The sequence below is a fragment of the Streptomyces yerevanensis genome (assembly GCF_000716805.1).
In the GTDB taxonomy this organism is placed as follows: Bacteria; Actinomycetota; Actinomycetes; order Streptomycetales; family Streptomycetaceae; genus Streptomyces; species Streptomyces flaveus.
In genome coordinates this window covers 19,026-34,618 of record NZ_JNWJ01000058.1, presented here as the reverse complement: position 1 = coordinate 34,618, position 15,593 = coordinate 19,026, and the positions used below count along the sequence as shown (strand labels likewise).

The 15,593-nt window shown below is 69.9% G+C and carries 14 protein-coding genes; 4 read left to right on the top strand and 10 right to left on the bottom strand.

The genetic code is table 11. From position 1 onward, the window contains the following. The first annotated feature begins 29 nt into the window (after nt 1-29). Nucleotides 30-1,937 (top strand): anthranilate synthase family protein, encoded by a 1,908-nt coding sequence (locus tag OP79_RS39080; protein WP_033327416.1) that lies wholly within the window; start codon nt 30-32, stop codon nt 1,935-1,937. A gap of 25 nt (nt 1,938-1,962) precedes the next feature. Here OP79_RS39080 and OP79_RS39075 read toward each other — a convergent pair whose 3' ends face one another. The 4 genes from OP79_RS39075 to OP79_RS39060 form a co-directional block, all read right to left on the bottom strand. Continuing rightward, nucleotides 1,963-2,991, bottom strand: a complete 1,029-nt coding sequence (locus OP79_RS39075) for a 6-phosphofructokinase (RefSeq protein ID WP_033327415.1) — start codon at nt 2,989-2,991, stop codon at nt 1,963-1,965. A gap of 174 nt (nt 2,992-3,165) precedes the next feature. Next, nucleotides 3,166-3,843: a response regulator gene (locus OP79_RS39070; protein ID WP_033327414.1), complete on the bottom strand. Its 678-nt coding sequence runs from the start codon at nt 3,841-3,843 to the stop codon at nt 3,166-3,168. A 151-nt stretch (nt 3,844-3,994) separates the two neighbouring features. Continuing rightward, complete coding sequence (gene macS / locus OP79_RS39065) at nt 3,995-5,206, bottom strand: MacS family sensor histidine kinase (RefSeq protein WP_033327413.1); 1,212 nt, start codon at nt 5,204-5,206, stop codon at nt 3,995-3,997. Nucleotides 5,207-5,256: 50 nt separating this feature from the next. After that, nucleotides 5,257-6,054, bottom strand: a complete 798-nt coding sequence (locus OP79_RS39060) for a lysophospholipid acyltransferase family protein (RefSeq protein WP_033327438.1) — start codon at nt 6,052-6,054, stop codon at nt 5,257-5,259. 244 nt (nt 6,055-6,298) lie between these two features. Between OP79_RS39060 and OP79_RS39055 the strand changes: the two genes are divergently transcribed. Further along, nucleotides 6,299-7,135, top strand: coding sequence for an alpha/beta hydrolase (locus OP79_RS39055; RefSeq protein ID WP_033327411.1), 837 nt, complete (start codon nt 6,299-6,301; stop codon nt 7,133-7,135). Next, nucleotides 7,128-7,832 (top strand): hypothetical protein, encoded by a 705-nt coding sequence (locus OP79_RS39050; protein WP_033327409.1) that lies wholly within the window; start codon nt 7,128-7,130, stop codon nt 7,830-7,832. The genes OP79_RS39055 and OP79_RS39050 overlap by 8 nt, the downstream gene beginning before the upstream one ends. A gap of 15 nt (nt 7,833-7,847) precedes the next feature. Here OP79_RS39050 and OP79_RS39045 read toward each other — a convergent pair whose 3' ends face one another. The 6 genes from OP79_RS39045 to OP79_RS39020 form a co-directional block, all read right to left on the bottom strand. Next, nucleotides 7,848-8,597 carry an endonuclease/exonuclease/phosphatase family protein gene (locus OP79_RS39045; RefSeq protein ID WP_033327407.1) on the bottom strand — a complete coding sequence of 250 codons (750 nt, stop codon included), beginning with the start codon at nt 8,595-8,597 and terminating at the stop codon, nt 7,848-7,850. A gap of 234 nt (nt 8,598-8,831) precedes the next feature. Continuing rightward, complete coding sequence (locus OP79_RS39040) at nt 8,832-9,785, bottom strand: ROK family glucokinase (RefSeq protein ID WP_033327405.1); 954 nt, start codon at nt 9,783-9,785, stop codon at nt 8,832-8,834. A gap of 332 nt (nt 9,786-10,117) precedes the next feature. Continuing rightward, entirely contained in the window at nt 10,118-10,603 is a 486-nt protein-coding gene (locus tag OP79_RS39035) for a DUF5304 domain-containing protein (protein ID WP_033327404.1), read from the bottom strand. Nucleotides 10,604-10,725: 122 nt separating this feature from the next. After that, nucleotides 10,726-11,895 carry an ArsA family ATPase gene (locus OP79_RS39030; RefSeq protein WP_033327402.1) on the bottom strand — a complete coding sequence of 390 codons (1,170 nt, stop codon included), beginning with the start codon at nt 11,893-11,895 and terminating at the stop codon, nt 10,726-10,728. A 209-nt stretch (nt 11,896-12,104) separates the two neighbouring features. Further along, nucleotides 12,105-12,548: an SRPBCC family protein gene (locus OP79_RS39025; protein WP_033327401.1), complete on the bottom strand. Its 444-nt coding sequence runs from the start codon at nt 12,546-12,548 to the stop codon at nt 12,105-12,107. Nucleotides 12,549-12,684: 136 nt separating this feature from the next. Further along, nucleotides 12,685-13,476 (bottom strand): metallophosphoesterase family protein, encoded by a 792-nt coding sequence (locus OP79_RS39020; RefSeq protein ID WP_033327400.1) that lies wholly within the window; start codon nt 13,474-13,476, stop codon nt 12,685-12,687. A 306-nt stretch (nt 13,477-13,782) separates the two neighbouring features. Between OP79_RS39020 and OP79_RS39015 the strand changes: the two genes are divergently transcribed. Further along, nucleotides 13,783-15,579 (top strand): AMP-dependent synthetase/ligase, encoded by a 1,797-nt coding sequence (locus tag OP79_RS39015; protein ID WP_033327398.1) that lies wholly within the window; start codon nt 13,783-13,785, stop codon nt 15,577-15,579. Nucleotides 15,580-15,593: the final 14 nt, after the last annotated feature.

Below are 15,593 nucleotides of genomic sequence, written 5' to 3'. Positions count from 1 at the left end.
TCACTGACGATCACGATGAAGAGGAACCCATGGACCTGGCCCGGCTCCTGCACGACGACCGCCCGTTCGCGCTGCTGCGTCGCCGTACCCCCGGACACGACCACGACACCGTAGAAGTCCTGCTCGGCCCGGTCACCACGTACGACCGTCTCGCCGACATCCCCGACGAGGGCCTGGCCCTCATCCCCTTCCGCCAGATCCGCGAGCGCGGCTTCGACGTCCGCGACGACGGTACGCCGCTCACGGTGCTGACCCCCGAGGAGGCGTACGAACTCCCCCTGGACCAGGCCCTGTCCCAGCTGCCCGCACACGACGTGAAGGTGACGGGCGGTGGCTTCGACGTCGATGACGAGGAGTACGCGGAGATCGTCGGGCGCGTGCTGCGCGAGGAGATCGGACAGGGCGAGGGCGCGAACTTCGTCATCCGGCGCACGTACGAGGGGGAGATCCCCGGCTTCGGCAGGGCGGACGCGCTTGCGCTGTTCCGGCGGCTGCTGGAGGGCGAGCGGGGTGCGTACTGGACGTTCGTCGTGCACACCGGGGAGCGGACGCTTGTCGGTGCGAGCCCCGAGGTGCATGTCCGGATGTCGGGCGGGACGGTGGTCATGAACCCGATCAGCGGGACGTATCGCTATCCGGCCGAAGGGCCGACCCCCGAGGATCTGCTGGACTTCCTCTCCGACGGCAAGGAGATCGAGGAGCTGTCGATGGTCGTCGACGAAGAGCTCAAGATGATGTGCACGGTCGGCGACATGGGCGGGGTCGTCATCGGGCCGCGGCTGAAGGAGATGGCTCATCTCGCGCACACGGAATACGAGTTGAGGGGGCGGTCGTCGCTCGATGTGCGCGACGTCCTGCGCGAGACCATGTTCGCGGCGACCGTCACCGGGTCGCCGGTGCAGAACGCCTGCCGGGTGATCGAGCGGCACGAGGTGGGGGGCCGCGGGTACTACGCCGGGGCCTTGGCGCTCGTCGGCCGCGACTCCGGCGGCGCCCAGACCCTCGACTCCCCCATCCTGATCCGTACCGCGGACATCGACGCGGGGGGACGGCTGCGGGTGCCGGTCGGCGCCACGCTCGTACGCGGCTCCGATCCGGCGAGCGAGGTCGCCGAGACGCATGCGAAGGCGGCGGGGGTGCTGGCCGCGCTGGGGGTACGTCCGGGAAGGCGGCCCGAGGAGCGCGTACGGCCGAGGCTGGCCGACGACCCGCGGGTGCGGGCCGCGCTCGACGGGCGGCGGTCCTCGCTGGCGCCGTTCTGGCTGCGGATGCAGGAGCGTTCGGCCGAGTTGGAGGGCCATGCGCTGGTCGTCGACGGGGAGGACACCTTCACGGCGATGCTCGCGCATCTGCTGCGTTCGTCGGGTCTTGAGGTGTCCGTGCGGCGGTACGACGAGCCGGGATTGCGGGAGGCGGTTCTGACGCACGAGGGGCCGTTGATCCTGGGCCCCGGTCCGGGTGATCCCTCGGACACGGCCGATCCCAAGATGGCGTTCCTGCGCGGGCTCACCGCCGAAGTGCTCGGCAGCCACCCGCACGGCGTGCTCGGTGTCTGTCTCGGGCATGAGCTGATCGCGGCGGAGCTGGGCCTGGAGATCGTACGGAAGGAAGTCCCGTACCAGGGCGCGCAGACGGAGATCGAGCTCTTCGGGCGGACGGAGACCGTCGGCTTCTACAACAGCTTCGTGGCGCACTGCGACGACGAGCGTGCGGCGGAGCTGGCGGCGCACGGTGTCGAGGTCAGCCGCAGTGACAGCGGGGAGGTGCACGGGCTGCGCGGGAGACGTCGTGCCGGAGGCGCGCCCAGGAGTGCAGTCGCCGGCGTGCAGTTCCACCCGGAGTCGGTGCTGAGCCTCAACGGCACCGCTGTCGTACGGGAGTTGATCGGTCAGCTGCGGGGCACCGGCCCGGTCTCCGAGCGGCGCCCCGCCGTGTAGGTCGCATACGTGTGGTGGAGCGGCCTCAGCCGAAGAACACGCCGACCTCGTTGTACAGCTTCGGGTCCACCGTCTTCAGCTGGGCCGTGGCCTGAGCGATCGGGACGCGCACGATGTCGGTGCCGCGCAGGGCGACCATCTTGCCGAAGTCGCCCTCGCGGACCGCGTCGATGGCGTGCAGGCCGAAGCGGGTGGCGAGCCAGCGGTCGAAGGCGCTGGGGGTGCCACCGCGCTGGACATGGCCGAGGACCGTCGTACGGGCCTCCTTGCCGGTGCGCCTCTCGATCTCCTTGGCGAGCCATTCGCCGACGCCGGAGAGCCGGACGTGCCCGAACTCGTCCAGCGAACCGTCCTTGAGCACCATGTCGCCGTCCTTGGGCTTCGCTCCCTCGGAGACGACGACGATCGGGGCGTACGAGGCCTTGAAGCGGGAGGTGACCCAGGCGCAGACCTGGTCGACGTCGAAGGGCTGCTCGGGGATGAGGATGACGTTGGCGCCGCCGGCCAGTCCGGAGTGGATGGCGATCCAGCCCGCGTGCCGGCCCATGACCTCGACGACGAGGACGCGCATGTGCGACTCGGCGGTGGTGTGGAGGCGGTCGATGGCCTCCGTGGCGATGTTGACGGCCGTGTCGAAGCCGAAGGTGTAGTCGGTGGCCGAGAGGTCGTTGTCGATGGTCTTGGGTACGCCGACGCAGGGGACGCCGTGGTCGTCGGAGAGGGTGGCGGCGACGCCGAGGGTGTCCTCTCCGCCGATCGCGATCAGCGCGTCGACCTCGCTCTTGGCGAGGTTCTCCTTGATCCGGCGGATGCCGTTGTCCACCTTGAGGGGGTTGGTGCGCGAGGAGCCGAGGATGGTGCCGCCGCGGGGCAGGATGCCGCGTACGGCGGGAATGTCGAGCTGGATGCTGTCGCCTTCCAGCGGACCGCGCCAGCCGTCCCGGAAGCCAGTGAAGTCGTAGCCGTACTCCTGCACGCCCTTGCGGACGATGCCCCGGATGACGGCGTTGAGTCCGGGGCAGTCGCCGCCTCCGGTCAGTACTCCGACCCGCATGGAAATGTCCCTTCGCCAGCGGTTGCCTGATGAAGGTCACGCTAATAGTGATCCAGGTCACTTAGGCATGGCGCGAAGGGTCAATTCCGGTGAATTATGCGGAGATTGATCAACGAGGTTCACTCGAAGGGGTCTGCTCGTCGGTGTCCAAAGGTTGTCCACTCGTCAGGTTGTCTACTCGTCGTCCAGGCCGCGTTCTATCGCGTAGCGGACGAGTTCCACACGGTTGTGCAGCTGGAGCTTGCCCAGGGTGTTCTGGACGTGGTTCTGGACGGTGCGGTGGGAGATGACGAGGCGTTCGGCGATCTGCTTGTAGCTCAGGCCCTTGGCCACCAGGCGCAGGACCTCGGTCTCGCGGTCGGTGAGCTGTGGGGCCTTGGGCTGGTCGGCGCCCGGGGCGGGGGCGGGCTCGGAGGCGAGTCTGCGGTACTCGCCGAGGACCAGGCCCGCGAGGCCGGGCGTGAAGACGGGGTCGCCCACGGCCGTGCGACGCACCGCGTCGATCAGTTCCTCCGTGGAGGCCGACTTCAGCAGGTAGCCGGTGGCTCCCGACTTGACCGCCTCCAGGACGTCGGCGTGTTCGCCGCTCGCGGAGAGGACCAGGACGCGCAGGGCCGGGTTGGCTCCGACGAGTTCCTTGCAGACCTGGACGCCGGGCTTGGCGGGGAGGTTCAGGTCGAGTACGAGCACGTCGGGGCCGGCGGCCTGGGCGCGGCGCACCGCCTGGTCGCCGTCGCTCGCCGTGGCGATCACGTCGAAGCCGGCCTCGGCCAGGTCCCGGGCGACGGCGTCCCGCCACATGGGGTGGTCGTCCACGACCATGACCTTGATCGGGTTCTGTTGCTCTCTCATCGTTGCTCCGCCTTCGCCGTTTGTTTTTCCCCAGCCCCGCCCCTTCCCGGAACTGGGGGCTTCGCCCCCAGACCCCCATTGGGTCGTATTTCGGCTGCCGGGCGCCGTTGTGGCTGGTCGCGCAGTTCCCCGCACCCCTATAGGGGCGCCTTCATCCTCGGGTCGCTTTTTTCGGCGCCCTCAGCTCTACCTCCGTGCCCTGCCCCGCGATCGAGATCACCTCAGCCGTGCCGCCGATGTCTCGCAGGCGACCGCGGATCGAGAGGGCCACGCCCATACGGCCCTCGCCCTCGGCCTGGGCCAGGCGGCCCTCGGGGATGCCGGGGCCGTCGTCTCGTACGGTGACGATCACCGCGTCCGGTTCGTCTTCGACGAGGATCCAGGCGCGGGCGTTCTCGCCCGCGTGGCGGTGGACGTTGTCCAGGGCGGCGCCGACGGCGGCGGCCAGTTCCTTCGCCGCGGACGGGGCCAGGAGGACGGGGGCGCCGGGCTCGGAGAAGGTGATCTTCGCGGTGGCGTACGGGGTCAGCAGTGCGCGGAGGTCGGAGGGGTCGTCCTCGCCTGCCTCGTCGTCGGGTTCGTCCACCGCGCGCACCAGGGCTCCCTGCGTCGCGTCCTCCGAGACGCGGGAGGCCGGCAGCCCGCCCGAGACCAGCGTGCGCAGCGCCACCTCCTGCTCGCCCGCCATGCGGCCCAGTTCCGCCGCCCCGCCGCCGAGCGCAGAGCCGCGTCGCTGCACCATAGCGAGGACCTGGAGGACGCTGTCGTGGATGTCGCGGGCCAGCCGCTCACGCTCCCGCGTCGCGGCCTCGATCTCCAGGGCCCGCGCGAGGGTGCGCTCGGAGGCGCGGGCGACCTCGACGACGTACCCGATGGCGATGGAGGCGACCCAGACGAGCAGTACGTTGTGGAGCGTGTCCTGGCTGAGCGTCCCGCGCTGGACGACGTTCGCGATGCCGACGAGCGTCGAGGCGAAGGCCGCCCAGCGCCAGCCGCCCTTGACCGCGAACGCCAGGACGGAACCCGCGGTCCATATCGACGGCAGCGTCGGGCCACCGGCCACGATCCGGTCGTGGGAGTGCGCGACCGGTGTGAGCAGGATGCCGGTGAGCGCCACGGTCAGGTCGGCGGCCAGGAACCGCTTGGTGCAGCTCGCCTCGTTGGCCACCTTGGGCAGCGTCACCAGCGTCCACACGAAGAGTACGGAGAAGAAGGCGATGGCCACTTCGGGCCGGACGAACTCGTCGTACGCGGAGACGAAGAGCCCGATCGCGTAACACATCGTCAGTACGCGGTATGCCGAGAGCGCACGCCACAGCGGCTGCTCGACCGACATCCTCATGACTCTCTCGCGCTTGGCCATGTCCCCCGCCCCCACCTTTGACGATCACCCCACCCCCCAGACGGACGCTCCTAGGGGTCGGATCGTTCCTTCCCGGCCGCCTTCTCCGCTTCCCGTCCGGCCGCTTCCCGTTCGGACGCCTTCTCGGCTTCCTTACGCGCCTGCTCGGCCTGCTTCTGCGCCTGTTTCTCCGTCTTCGCCGCCTCCGCGAGCTGCCGTTTGGCGGCGGTCGCGTAGATGTCGACGTACTCCTGGCCGGAGAGCCTCATGATTTCGTACATGACCTCGTCGGTCAGGGCCCGCAGCACGAACCGGTCGTGCTCCATGCCCTGGTACCGGCTGAAGTCCAGCGGCTTCCCGATACGGATCCCCGGTCGCATCAGCTTCGGCATGACCTTGCCGGGCGGCTGGATCTTCTCGGTGTCGATCATGGCGACCGGGATGACCGGCGCCCCACTCGCAAGCGCCACGCGCGCGAGGCCGCCGGGCTTGCCCCGGTAGAGGCGGCCGTCGGGCGAGCGCGTGCCCTCGGGATAGAGGCCGAACAGCTCGCCGCGCTCGAGTACGCCGAGGCCGCTCTTGATGGCCGCCTCGCCCGCACCGCGTGCTCCGGAACGGTCCACCGGAAGCTGGCCGACGCCCTTGAAGAAGGCGGCGGTCATACGGCCCTTGATGCCGGGCGTCGTGAAGTACTCGGCCTTCGCGATGAAGGTGACCTTGCGGTCGAGGACGGCGGGCAGGAAGAAGGAGTCGGAGAACGACAGGTGATTGCTCGCCAGGATAGCGGGCCCTTCTGCGGGAACGTGCTCGAGGCCTTCCACCCAGGGCCTGAAGGCGAGCTTCAGGGGCCCTCCGACGGCAACCTTCATCGCGCCATAGATCACCCGAGTGCCTCCTGTGTCCGTGGATCAGACCCTAACCCGGAGCACTGTCAAAGGACCCGACGGCCCTGGTCGGTGTCAGTGCCGTCGCGTACGGTGAAGTACACCTCGAAGTCCCGGGGTGATCGTCTTGTCGCCTCCGTCGGATGAACGCCCCTTTGAGCAACACCCCTTTGCATGTCCCTTATGTACGTCCCTTTGTACGCCCCTTCAGACGAACAGGAGACCGAAGGTGCCGGTCCTTCCTGGAGCCGAGCCGTACCGCCACGAGGGCGGCGAGGTCGGCGTCCTCCTCTGCCACGGCTTCACGGGTTCCCCGCAGTCGCTGCGCCCCTGGGCGGAGTATCTCGCCGAGCGCGGGCTGACCGTCTCGCTGCCCCTGCTGCCCGGGCACGGCACACGCTGGGAGGACATGCAGCTCACCGGCTGGCAGGACTGGTACGCGGAGGTGGACCGCGAGCTGCGCGCCCTGCGTGAGCGCTGCTCCCGGGTCTTCGTCTGCGGCCTGTCCATGGGCGGCGCGCTGGCCCTGCGGCTGGCCGCGAAGCACGGCGACGCCGTGAGCGGCATCGTCGTCGTCAACCCGGCGAACAAGGTGCACGGGCTGTCCGCGTACGCCCTTCCGCTGGCCCGCCACGTCGTCCGTACGACGAAGGGAATCGCCAGCGACATCGCCAAGGAGGGCAGCGTCGAACTCGGCTACGACAAGGTCCCGCTGCACGCGGCGCACTCGCTGCGGAACTTCTTCCGGCTGGTCGACGGCGAGCTTCCGCAGGTCACGCAGCCTCTGCTGCTCCTGCACAGCGTCCAGGACCATGTGGTGCCGCCTGCCGACTCGGCGCGCGTGCTGAGCCGGGTGTCCTCGACGGACGTACAGGAGATCGTGCTGGAACAGAGCTACCACGTCGCGACGTTGGACCACGACGCGGACCGTATTTTCGAGGAGAGCTTCGCCTTCGTCGAGCGGCTGGCGCCGGAAGCCGGCAAGCAGCCCGACGCGGTTCGGCTGGACCAGTCAGGTCAGGCAGGTCAGGTGGGTCAGCAGGAAGGGACGGCCACTGGTGGCTGAGCACGACGCGGACCGCGAGCCCGAGGAGAAGGACGCGCCGCCCGGCGAGGAGCAGGGCCCGTCGTTCGACGAGGCCGCGGCCTGGGCTGCGATCGTCGCCGGGTACGGCGAGGAACCGCCGGACCCGCCCGGCGCCAAGCCCTTCAAGTCGGTCGAGGACCTGGCACTCCTGGAGTCCGAGACGAACGGCGCGAGCGAGGCGAACACAGCCGACCCCGAGCGGCCCGGGGACACCATGGAGAAGCCCAGGAACTCCGAGGTGTCCGAGGGCTCCGACGGCGAAAAGGGTGACAGGGCGGCCGAAAAGAAGACGGCCGGCAAGAAGGCGGACGACAAGCCCGCCGCCGAGAAGCCGCTCGGCAGTTCCGTCGCCTTCCCGCCCGGCGTCGGGGGACCGCGCGACTACCAGGCGCCGGAGCCGTCCGAGGAGGACTTCGAAGAGGACGACGAGGGCCACTTCGTACCGCCCGAGCCGCCCCCGCTGCCCGCCGCGGACACCACGGCCAAGTTCGCCTGGCTCGCCGTGCTCGGCGGCCCGCTCCTGCTCATGCTCGCCGTTCTGCTCGGCTGGCACATGACGTGGTGGCTGACCACGCTCGGCATCGGCGGCTTCGTCGGCGGCTTCGGCACGCTGGTCCTGCGAATGCGCTCGGACGACGAGGACGACGACGATCCGGGGCGCGGCGCGGTGGTGTGACCGGCAGCCCCGCGCCTAGGAAGCGGGAACCCTGAGGGCGGCCAGTACGGGCAGATGGTCCGTGGCCGCCCTCAAGTCCGTTTCCGTGACGCCCGGTTGCCTCAAGGGCACGCCGCAGCCCAGGACTTCGATGCCCTCGGTGGCGAAGAGGGCGTCGATCCGCTGATGCGGCTCGGCAGGCGTGGAGGTGTACTCGCCGCCCCAGGGGGCGACCGTCCAGCAGTCCTGGAGCTCGGTGGCGAGGCGCTTGAACGTACGTCCACCCGGGCGTTCGTTCAGGTCGCCGCCCGCGATCGTATGCGGCGTCCCGAGCGCGGCCAACTGGTCGAGCAGCATGCCGCCCTGCTCGTACCGTTCGTCCTTCTGCAGCGAGAGATGACAGCTCAGCACGCCGAGCCGCGCACGCCCGAACCGTACGACCGCGGTGGCGAAGCCTCGCCGGTGAAGGCCGGGTGTGAGCGGCAGGAGTATGTCCTCGGTACGCTCCACCGTCGCCCGGAGCGAGGAGAGAAGGGCGGGGCCGGATGCGGTGGCCCCGCCGGAGAGGATCACCTGGCCCGACGCGGCGGCGAGGCGGGCCAGTTTCTTGCGCCAGCGGAAGAAGCGGGGGGCTTCTTGTACGAGTACGAGGTCGGGCGCGCAGGCGCGGATGACCCGGGCGAGCGCCTCGGTGTCGTCGCGCATCGAGCGGATGTTGTAGCTGAGCACCCGGATGACGGCTGAACCGTCGGGTTCGGTGCGGGAGGTTGGGAGCGCCGCTGCCATGCGGTCAATTTACGCAAGGACCGCGGGTCGGGGCGCCTAATAGCTCGGGACGCGAGGGTTGTGTGCGACTGACGGTCATCTGTGGCTGGTCGCTCCCCCACTCTCGGCTGCTCCCCCAGTGCCTTAAGGGCCTGGGGGACCCCCAGAGCGGGGGGACCCCCATCGCGGCGAAGCCGCAAATCGACACAGCCCCGCGCCCCTTCGAGGTGCGCCCCGGAGGCGCAAAGGACACCGTTACATGATCGGGTCCGGCTCCCTCGCCAGGTCCGCCGCGCCCACCAGACCGGCCTTGTTGCCGAGCTGGGCGGCGATCACGTCGGCCACGGGGCGCCAGTTCCCGCCGACCAGCCAGCGCTTGTAGGACTTGCGGATCGGGTCGAGGACCAGCTCCCCCTCGTCCGAGAGGCCGCCGCCCACGATGAAGGCGGAGGGGTCGAAGAGCGAGGCGAGGTCCGCCAGGCCCGCGCCTGCCCAGCGGGCGAGTTCGCGGTACGAGTCCACGGCGACCGGGTCGCCCTGTCTCGCCGCCATCGAGATGTGCTTGCCCTCGATCCCCTCGGGGGTTCCGTCGCCCAGCGAGAGGAGGACCTCCGCGTTCTCGGGGGTGGCGTTGGCCCGCTGCTTCGCGTACCGGACGAGGGCGCGCCCGGAGGCGTACTGCTCCCAGCAGCCCTGGCTGCCGCAGCCGCAGAGGAGGCCGTCCGGCACAACCCGGATATGGCCGAACTCGGCGGCGACGCCGAAGTGGCCGCGACGGAGCTTGTTGCCGATGATGATGCCGCCGCCCAGGCCGGTGCCGAGCGTGATGCAGATGACGTTGCGGTGGCCCTTGCCCCCGCCGAACTTGTACTCGCCCCAGGCGGCCGCGTTGGCGTCGTTCTCCACGACGACCGGCAGGCCCACCCGGCGCTCGACCTCGTCCTTCAGCGGCTCCTGCCGCCAGTCGATGTTCGGCGCGAAATAGACCGTGGAACGCTGCCGGTTGACGTACCCTGCGGCGCCGATGCCCACGCCGACGATCTCGTGTCCGGCACGGGCGCCCTCGACGGCGGAGGCTATGGCGTCCACGATGGCCTCGGGCGTGCCCGGAGTCGGCACCTTGTGGGTCGAGAGGATGTTGCCTTCCTCGTCGACCACACCGGCCGCGATCTTCGTGCCGCCGATGTCGACGCCGATGGTGAGTCCCATGAATCCCTCAGTTTCGGTCGAGCCCCGCTACGGCCAACCGTACCCGAGGGCCTGCCGCCGGCTTCCCGTCGTCCGCCCGGAGGGCGGGCCCGGCGAGGCCATGGGGGTCCCCCGCTCATGGGGGTCCCCCCGCTCGAGCGAATTCGAGAGTGGGGGAGAAGCCGAGAGTGGGGGAGCGTGCAGCTGCAAGGCGGAGGAGGGAGTGATGGCGGAGCCATCGCGACCGACGACAACGCCGCTGGGGGTCCCCCCACGCCCTTAAGGCAGTGGGGGAAGTGCGTGCCAGGCCTCGCCGGGCAGGCGGGAAGCCGGCGGCAGGCCCTCGGGGGCCATCAGTCCAGGTCGATGTGTTCCCCGGGACCGGAGTCCTCGTCGGGCCGGTTCTGGGGCCGGTCCTGGGTCCAGCGGCGCTCCTGCGACTCGACGGCGGAGCGGTACGCGGCGAGCAGCTCGTTACCGGCCGCGGCCAGGTGGTCGAAGAGCTCGGGGTTGCGCTCGATCACGGGCTCGACGGCGGCCTTGGCCTGCTGCACGACCTGGTTCACCACCTGCTGGGCGGCACCGCCGGCCACGGCACCGAGCAGCGGCGACTGCAGTCCGGACAGCCGGTCGGCGACGGTGTCGAAGAGCTTGCGCAGCTCCTCGCCTGCCGAGCCCGGGGGCGGGCCGTACTGGGTGCGACGACGGGCCTTCTCGGCGGCCAGGTCCTCCGCGCAGGCCGTCGCCCAGGCGTCGGCGTCGGTCGCTCGCACCTCGTTGCCGTGCGCCTTCTCGAGCGCGTCCTCCGCGGCGTCGGACGTGGGGCGCTCATCGCTCATGGCGGACTCCAAGCATTGGCTCTGTGTCTCTTGACGTTACCCGAACGGGGATGCGCCGTTCACCGTCTGCGGCGGCACAGAATCCCGTACGGACAGGGTCTCGGCCAACGTACCGAAGACCGTCACCTTTCCTGCGGCCACAGCTCCGGGTCCGGTGCGAAACGGATGCGCAGCTCACCGTCACGCAGGGCGGCGCCTTGCACGGTGCAGCGGCGGAGGGCCGACGGGAGCGGGACGATGCGGTGGAACGGGCCGACGGTGACGACGAGTTCGTCGCCACGCCGGATGAGGTCGAGGTCGTCCCGTATCGCACCGGGGAGCGGGATGTGCCAGACGATCACACCGTCGGTGGCGAGTTGGTCGGTCATCGGCCACTCGACCGGGCGCGGGGCCTGACCCGCGCCCGGCACGGTCAGCGCGGTGAGGTCGTCGGTGCCGCGCGGATCGTGGCCGAGGTGTGGCACCTCACACACCTCGTACGTGCCCCGCCACTCGTCCAACGCCTTGCGCTGCTGGGCGGCGAGGCCCGCCAGCCAGGTGTCGGGGGACGCGTCGGGCAGGACGCGGTTCGCGACCAGGGCGTCGGCGCGCAGTCCGCGCAGGGCGAGGCCGGTGGTGGCGGTGCGTAGGGCGTCGGTGCCGGCCGGGCCGGGTTCGGCGACCAGGCGTACGGTCGTCGTCCGGTCCGCCAACACCGCCGCTACGGCGGCGAGTTCGAGGTCCCAGCGGGCGGCCGTCTCGTACAGCCGGTCCGTGGGCATCGGGACGCCGGCGAGACGGCCGAGTACGGGGCGCAGGGCGCGCGCCGCCTGGCGCTCCGCGGGGAGCAGGCGGCTCAGGTAGCGGCGCAGTTGCTCCGGGAGCGCGAGGAGGGCGAGCGCCTGGGGGGTGGGGGGCAGGTCGACGATCAGGAGTTCGTACGTGTCTGCCGTCGCCGCGTCGCGCAGGGCGCGCAGGAGGGCGAGTTCCTCGGCGCCGGGGAGGGGGGTGAGCTCCTCCGCTTCCAGGCGGGTGGCGCCCAGCAGGTCCAGGGCGGAGGCGGCCCGTTCCTGGAAGGCGAGGAGGTCGTCGCGGAAGTCCTCGCCGGAGTCGGGGCGCCAGGTCGTCAGGTGCGGTTCCGCGTCCGCGGGGGTTGGGCCGGTGGGTTTGCCCAGGGCGGCGCCGGGGGTGTCTGTGCGGTCTGCGCTCAGGAGCAGGGTTCTTTTGCCCTGGCGGGCGGCTTGCAGTGCCGTGGCTGCGGCGACCGTGGTGCGGCCGGAGCCGCCGGGGCCGGTGATCAGGACTGTGCGCATGCGCTCCGCTCGGGTTGCTTATTGTTGAGCCCTTTTATGACGGCACCCGGTGCTGGTGTGCTGTGCCCACCCTCCCCCACTCTCGGCTTCGCTCGAGCGGGGGGACCCCCATCGCCCTGCGGAACGACTGCCCACAGCGGTAGCGGCACGACCGCCCACAGCGGCAGCAGTAGCGGCTCGGCTGCCCACAGCCGTAGCGGCGGCGGTAGTTACTTGCCGCCCGTTTCCACCCTCTTCTTCAAGCCCGCCAGCGCCCTGTCGATGATGACCTTCTCGGCCTTGCGCTTGATCATGCCGAGCATGGGGATCTTTACGTCGACCGTGAGCTTGTAGGTGACCTCGGTCGCGCCCGCGCCCGCCGGCTTGAGGATGTAGGCGCCGTCGAGTGAGCGGAGCATCTGGGACTTGACGAGGGTCCAGGAGACCTCGTGAGGGCCGGTCCAGGTGTAGGCCAGGACCTGGTCGTCCTTGATGGCGCCGGCGTCCATGACGAGGCGTACCTGCTCGGCGCGGCCCTGCTCGTCGCTGGCGAGCACCTCCGCCTCCTTCACCTCGCCGGTCCAGTCCGGATAGCGCGCGAAGTCGGCGATCACCCCCATGACGTCGGCCGGTGCCGCCTCGATCGTGATACTCGAGCTGGTGTGTTCCGCCATCGTCGTGGCTCCTCCAGATGCGGGTCCGGACAAGAGGGGTGTCTCTCGGTGCTTCTTGGTGCTGCTCAAGGTTCTTACCTGCGGATGCAGCGTGAAGGCTACCGCGTGACAGCGGGCCTTCCGTCGCCGGGAGCCCTCACCACTCCAGAACCCACGGCTTCCCCGATCCCGCGAAGTGCCCGACGTTGACGCACTCGGTCGCCCCAAGGCGCATCCGCCGTACCAGCGGCTGGTGGACGTGCCCGAAGAGGGAGTACCGCGGCCGGGTCCGCCGAATCGCGTCCAGCAGCGCCCGGCTGCCCCGCTCGAAGCGCCGCGCCACCGTGTCGTAGACGAGCTCGGGCACCTCTGGGGGGATGTGCGTGCAGAGGACGTCGACCTCACCGAGAGCCTCGATCTTGGCCGCGTACTCCTCGTCGCTGATCTCGTACGGTGTCCGCATCGGCGAGCGCAGGCCCCCGCCGACGAAGCCGAAGGTCCAGCCGCCGATCTCGACGCGCTGTCCGTCGAGCACGGTGGTGCCGGGTCCTGCGTACTCGGACCACAGGGTCGGCATGTCGACATTGCCGTACGTGGCGTACGTCGGCGTGGGGAACGCGGCGAACATCTCGGCGTACTGCTTGCGTACGGCCTTCTCGATGGCCGAGCCGCGGTCGACGCCCGCCCAGAGCCGGTTGCCGAACTCTCGCGCCTCTTCATAGCGGCGGGCGGTGCGCAACTCGACGATGCGGTCCGCGTTCTCGGCGCCGAACAGGTCGGGGAAGATGCCGCGCGAGTGGTCGGCGTAGTCGAGGAAGAGCACGAGGTCCCCGAGACAGATCAGGGCGTCCGCGCCGGTGCCGGCTCTTGCCAGGTCACGGGCGTTTCCATGGACGTCGCTGACGACGTGGATCCGCGTCCTGGGGGTGCCGCCCTGTGTGCCTGCCATGGCGATCAAGGGTAAGCCTGTGAAGCAAACGTGTGTAGACGTGGTCGGACCTGCGATGACTTCGTGGGCCGTAACGGATTGGACTACGCTCGCAAGGAAAGGCCCGCGCGCGTGACGCCATTGTGACGCGGGGAACATCTCCCGGACCCCCCTGTCGTAGAAGTGGTACTGGCGGGTAACGTCCGGGTAGTCCCGTTGTACTTAGGGTTTCAACAACTGATTCCCCGAAGTACCCGCCCGAGCCTTGGACCGCTCCGTCGCAACACACGAGGTCGTGGCGTCGGCGCACTATGAGGAGCAGCAGTCTTGCGCGAGTTCAGCCTTCCGGCTTTGTACGAGGTCCCCGCGGACGGCAATCTGACCGACATCGTCCACAGAAACGCCGCGCAGCATCCGGATGTCGCGGTCATCGCCCGCAAGGTGGGCGGCAGTTGGACGGATGTCACCGCGACCGTGTTCCTCGCCGAGGTGCAGACCGCCGCCAAGGGGCTGATCGCGTCGGGGGTGCAGCCCGGCGACCGGGTCGGCCTGATGTCCCGTACGCGCTACGAGTGGACGCTGCTGGACTTCGCGATCTGGAGCGCGGGCGCGGTCACCGTGCCGGTGTACGAGACGAGTTCGCCGGAGCAGGTGCAGTGGATCCTCGGTGACTCGGGCGCGACCGCCTGCATCGTGGAGCTGGACACCCACGCCGCGTCCGTCGAGTCGGTGCGCGACCGGCTGCCCGAGCTGAAGCACGTCTGGCAGATCGAGGCGGGCGGCATCGAGGAGTTGGGCCGCGCGGGCAAGGCCGTCGCCGACGAGACGGTCGCGGAGCGCAGTTCGCGCGCCAAGGCGGACGACCCGGCGACCATCGTCTACACCTCCGGGACCACCGGCCGCCCCAAAGGCTGTGTGCTCACCCACCGCAGTTTCTTCGCGGAGTGCGGCAACATCGTGGAGCGGCTGCGGCCCCTGTTCCGTACGGGCGAGTGCTCGGTTCTCCTCTTCCTGCCGCTCGCGCATGTCTTCGGGCGGCTCGTGCAGGTCGCGCCGATGATGGCGCCGATCAAGCTGGGCACCGTCCCGGACATCAAGAACCTCACGGACGAACTGGCCTCGTTCCGGCCGACGTTGATCCTCGGTGTGCCGCGGGTCTTCGAGAAGGTCTACAACTCGGCGCGCGCCAAGGCGCAGGCGGACGGCAAGGGCAAGATCTTCGACAAGGCGGCGGACACGGCGATCGCGTACAGCAAGGCGCTGGACACCCCGTCGGGCCCGTCGCTCGGTCTGAAGATCAAGCACAGGACGTTCGACAAGCTCGTCTACAGCAAGCTGCGAGCCGTTCTCGGCGGCAAGGGCGAGTACGCGATCTCCGGCGGCGCCCCGCTGGGTGAACGGCTCGGGCACTTCTTCCGCGGCATCGGCTTCACGGTCCTGGAGGGCTACGGACTGACCGAGTCCTGCGCGGCCACAGCCTTCAACCCCTGGGACCGGCAGAAGATCGGTACGGTCGGCCAGCCGCTGCCCGGCTCCGTGATCCGGATCGCGGACGACGGTGAGGTGCTGCTGCACGGCGAGCACCTGTTCAAGGGGTACTGGAACAACGAGGCCGCGACCGAGGAGGCGCTGGCCGACGGCTGGTTCCACACCGGTGACATCGGCACGCTCGACGAGGACGGGTATCTGAGGATCACCGGCCGCAAGAAGGAGATCATCGTCACCGCGGGCGGCAAGAACGTCGCTCCGGCGGTGATCGAGGACCGTATCCGTGCGCATGCGCTGGTCGCGGAGTGCATGGTGGTGGGCGACGGGCGGCCGTTCGTGGGCGCGCTGGTCACCATCGACGAGGAGTTCCTGGGCCGTTGGGCCGACGAGCACGGCAAGCCGGAGGGTTCCACCGCGGCGTCGCTGTGCGAGGACGCGGACCTGCTGGCCGCGATCCAGTCGGCGGTCGACGACGGCAACGCCGCGGTGTCGAAGGCGGAATCGGTGCGGAAGTTCCGCATTCTCCCCTCCCAGTTCACGGAGGATTCGGGCCACCTGACGCCGTCCCTGAAGCTCAAGCGGAACGTGGTGGCGAAGGACTACGCGGCCGAGATCGAGGCGCTCTACCAGAAGTAGCCGACCCCGGCCGT

Bases quoted from the DNA above. Each gene is read 5' to 3' on its own strand.
- OP79_RS39080 (WP_033327416.1), top strand. From the start codon at position 30: ATGGACCTGGCCCGGCTCCTGCACGACGACCGCCCGTTCGCGCTGCTG.
- OP79_RS39075 (WP_033327415.1), bottom strand. From the start codon at position 2,991: ATGCGGGTCGGAGTACTGACCGGAGGCGGCGACTGCCCCGGACTCAAC.
- OP79_RS39070 (WP_033327414.1), bottom strand. From the start codon at position 3,843: ATGAGAGAGCAACAGAACCCGATCAAGGTCATGGTCGTGGACGACCAC.
- macS (WP_033327413.1), bottom strand. From the start codon at position 5,206: ATGGCCAAGCGCGAGAGAGTCATGAGGATGTCGGTCGAGCAGCCGCTG.
- OP79_RS39060 (WP_033327438.1), bottom strand. From the start codon at position 6,054: ATGAAGGTTGCCGTCGGAGGGCCCCTGAAGCTCGCCTTCAGGCCCTGG.
- OP79_RS39045 (WP_033327407.1), bottom strand. From the start codon at position 8,597: ATGGCAGCGGCGCTCCCAACCTCCCGCACCGAACCCGACGGTTCAGCC.
- OP79_RS39040 (WP_033327405.1), bottom strand. From the start codon at position 9,785: ATGGGACTCACCATCGGCGTCGACATCGGCGGCACGAAGATCGCGGCC.
- OP79_RS39035 (WP_033327404.1), bottom strand. From the start codon at position 10,603: ATGAGCGATGAGCGCCCCACGTCCGACGCCGCGGAGGACGCGCTCGAG.
- OP79_RS39030 (WP_033327402.1), bottom strand. From the start codon at position 11,895: ATGCGCACAGTCCTGATCACCGGCCCCGGCGGCTCCGGCCGCACCACG.
- OP79_RS39025 (WP_033327401.1), bottom strand. From the start codon at position 12,548: ATGGCGGAACACACCAGCTCGAGTATCACGATCGAGGCGGCACCGGCC.
- OP79_RS39020 (WP_033327400.1), bottom strand. From the start codon at position 13,476: ATGGCAGGCACACAGGGCGGCACCCCCAGGACGCGGATCCACGTCGTC.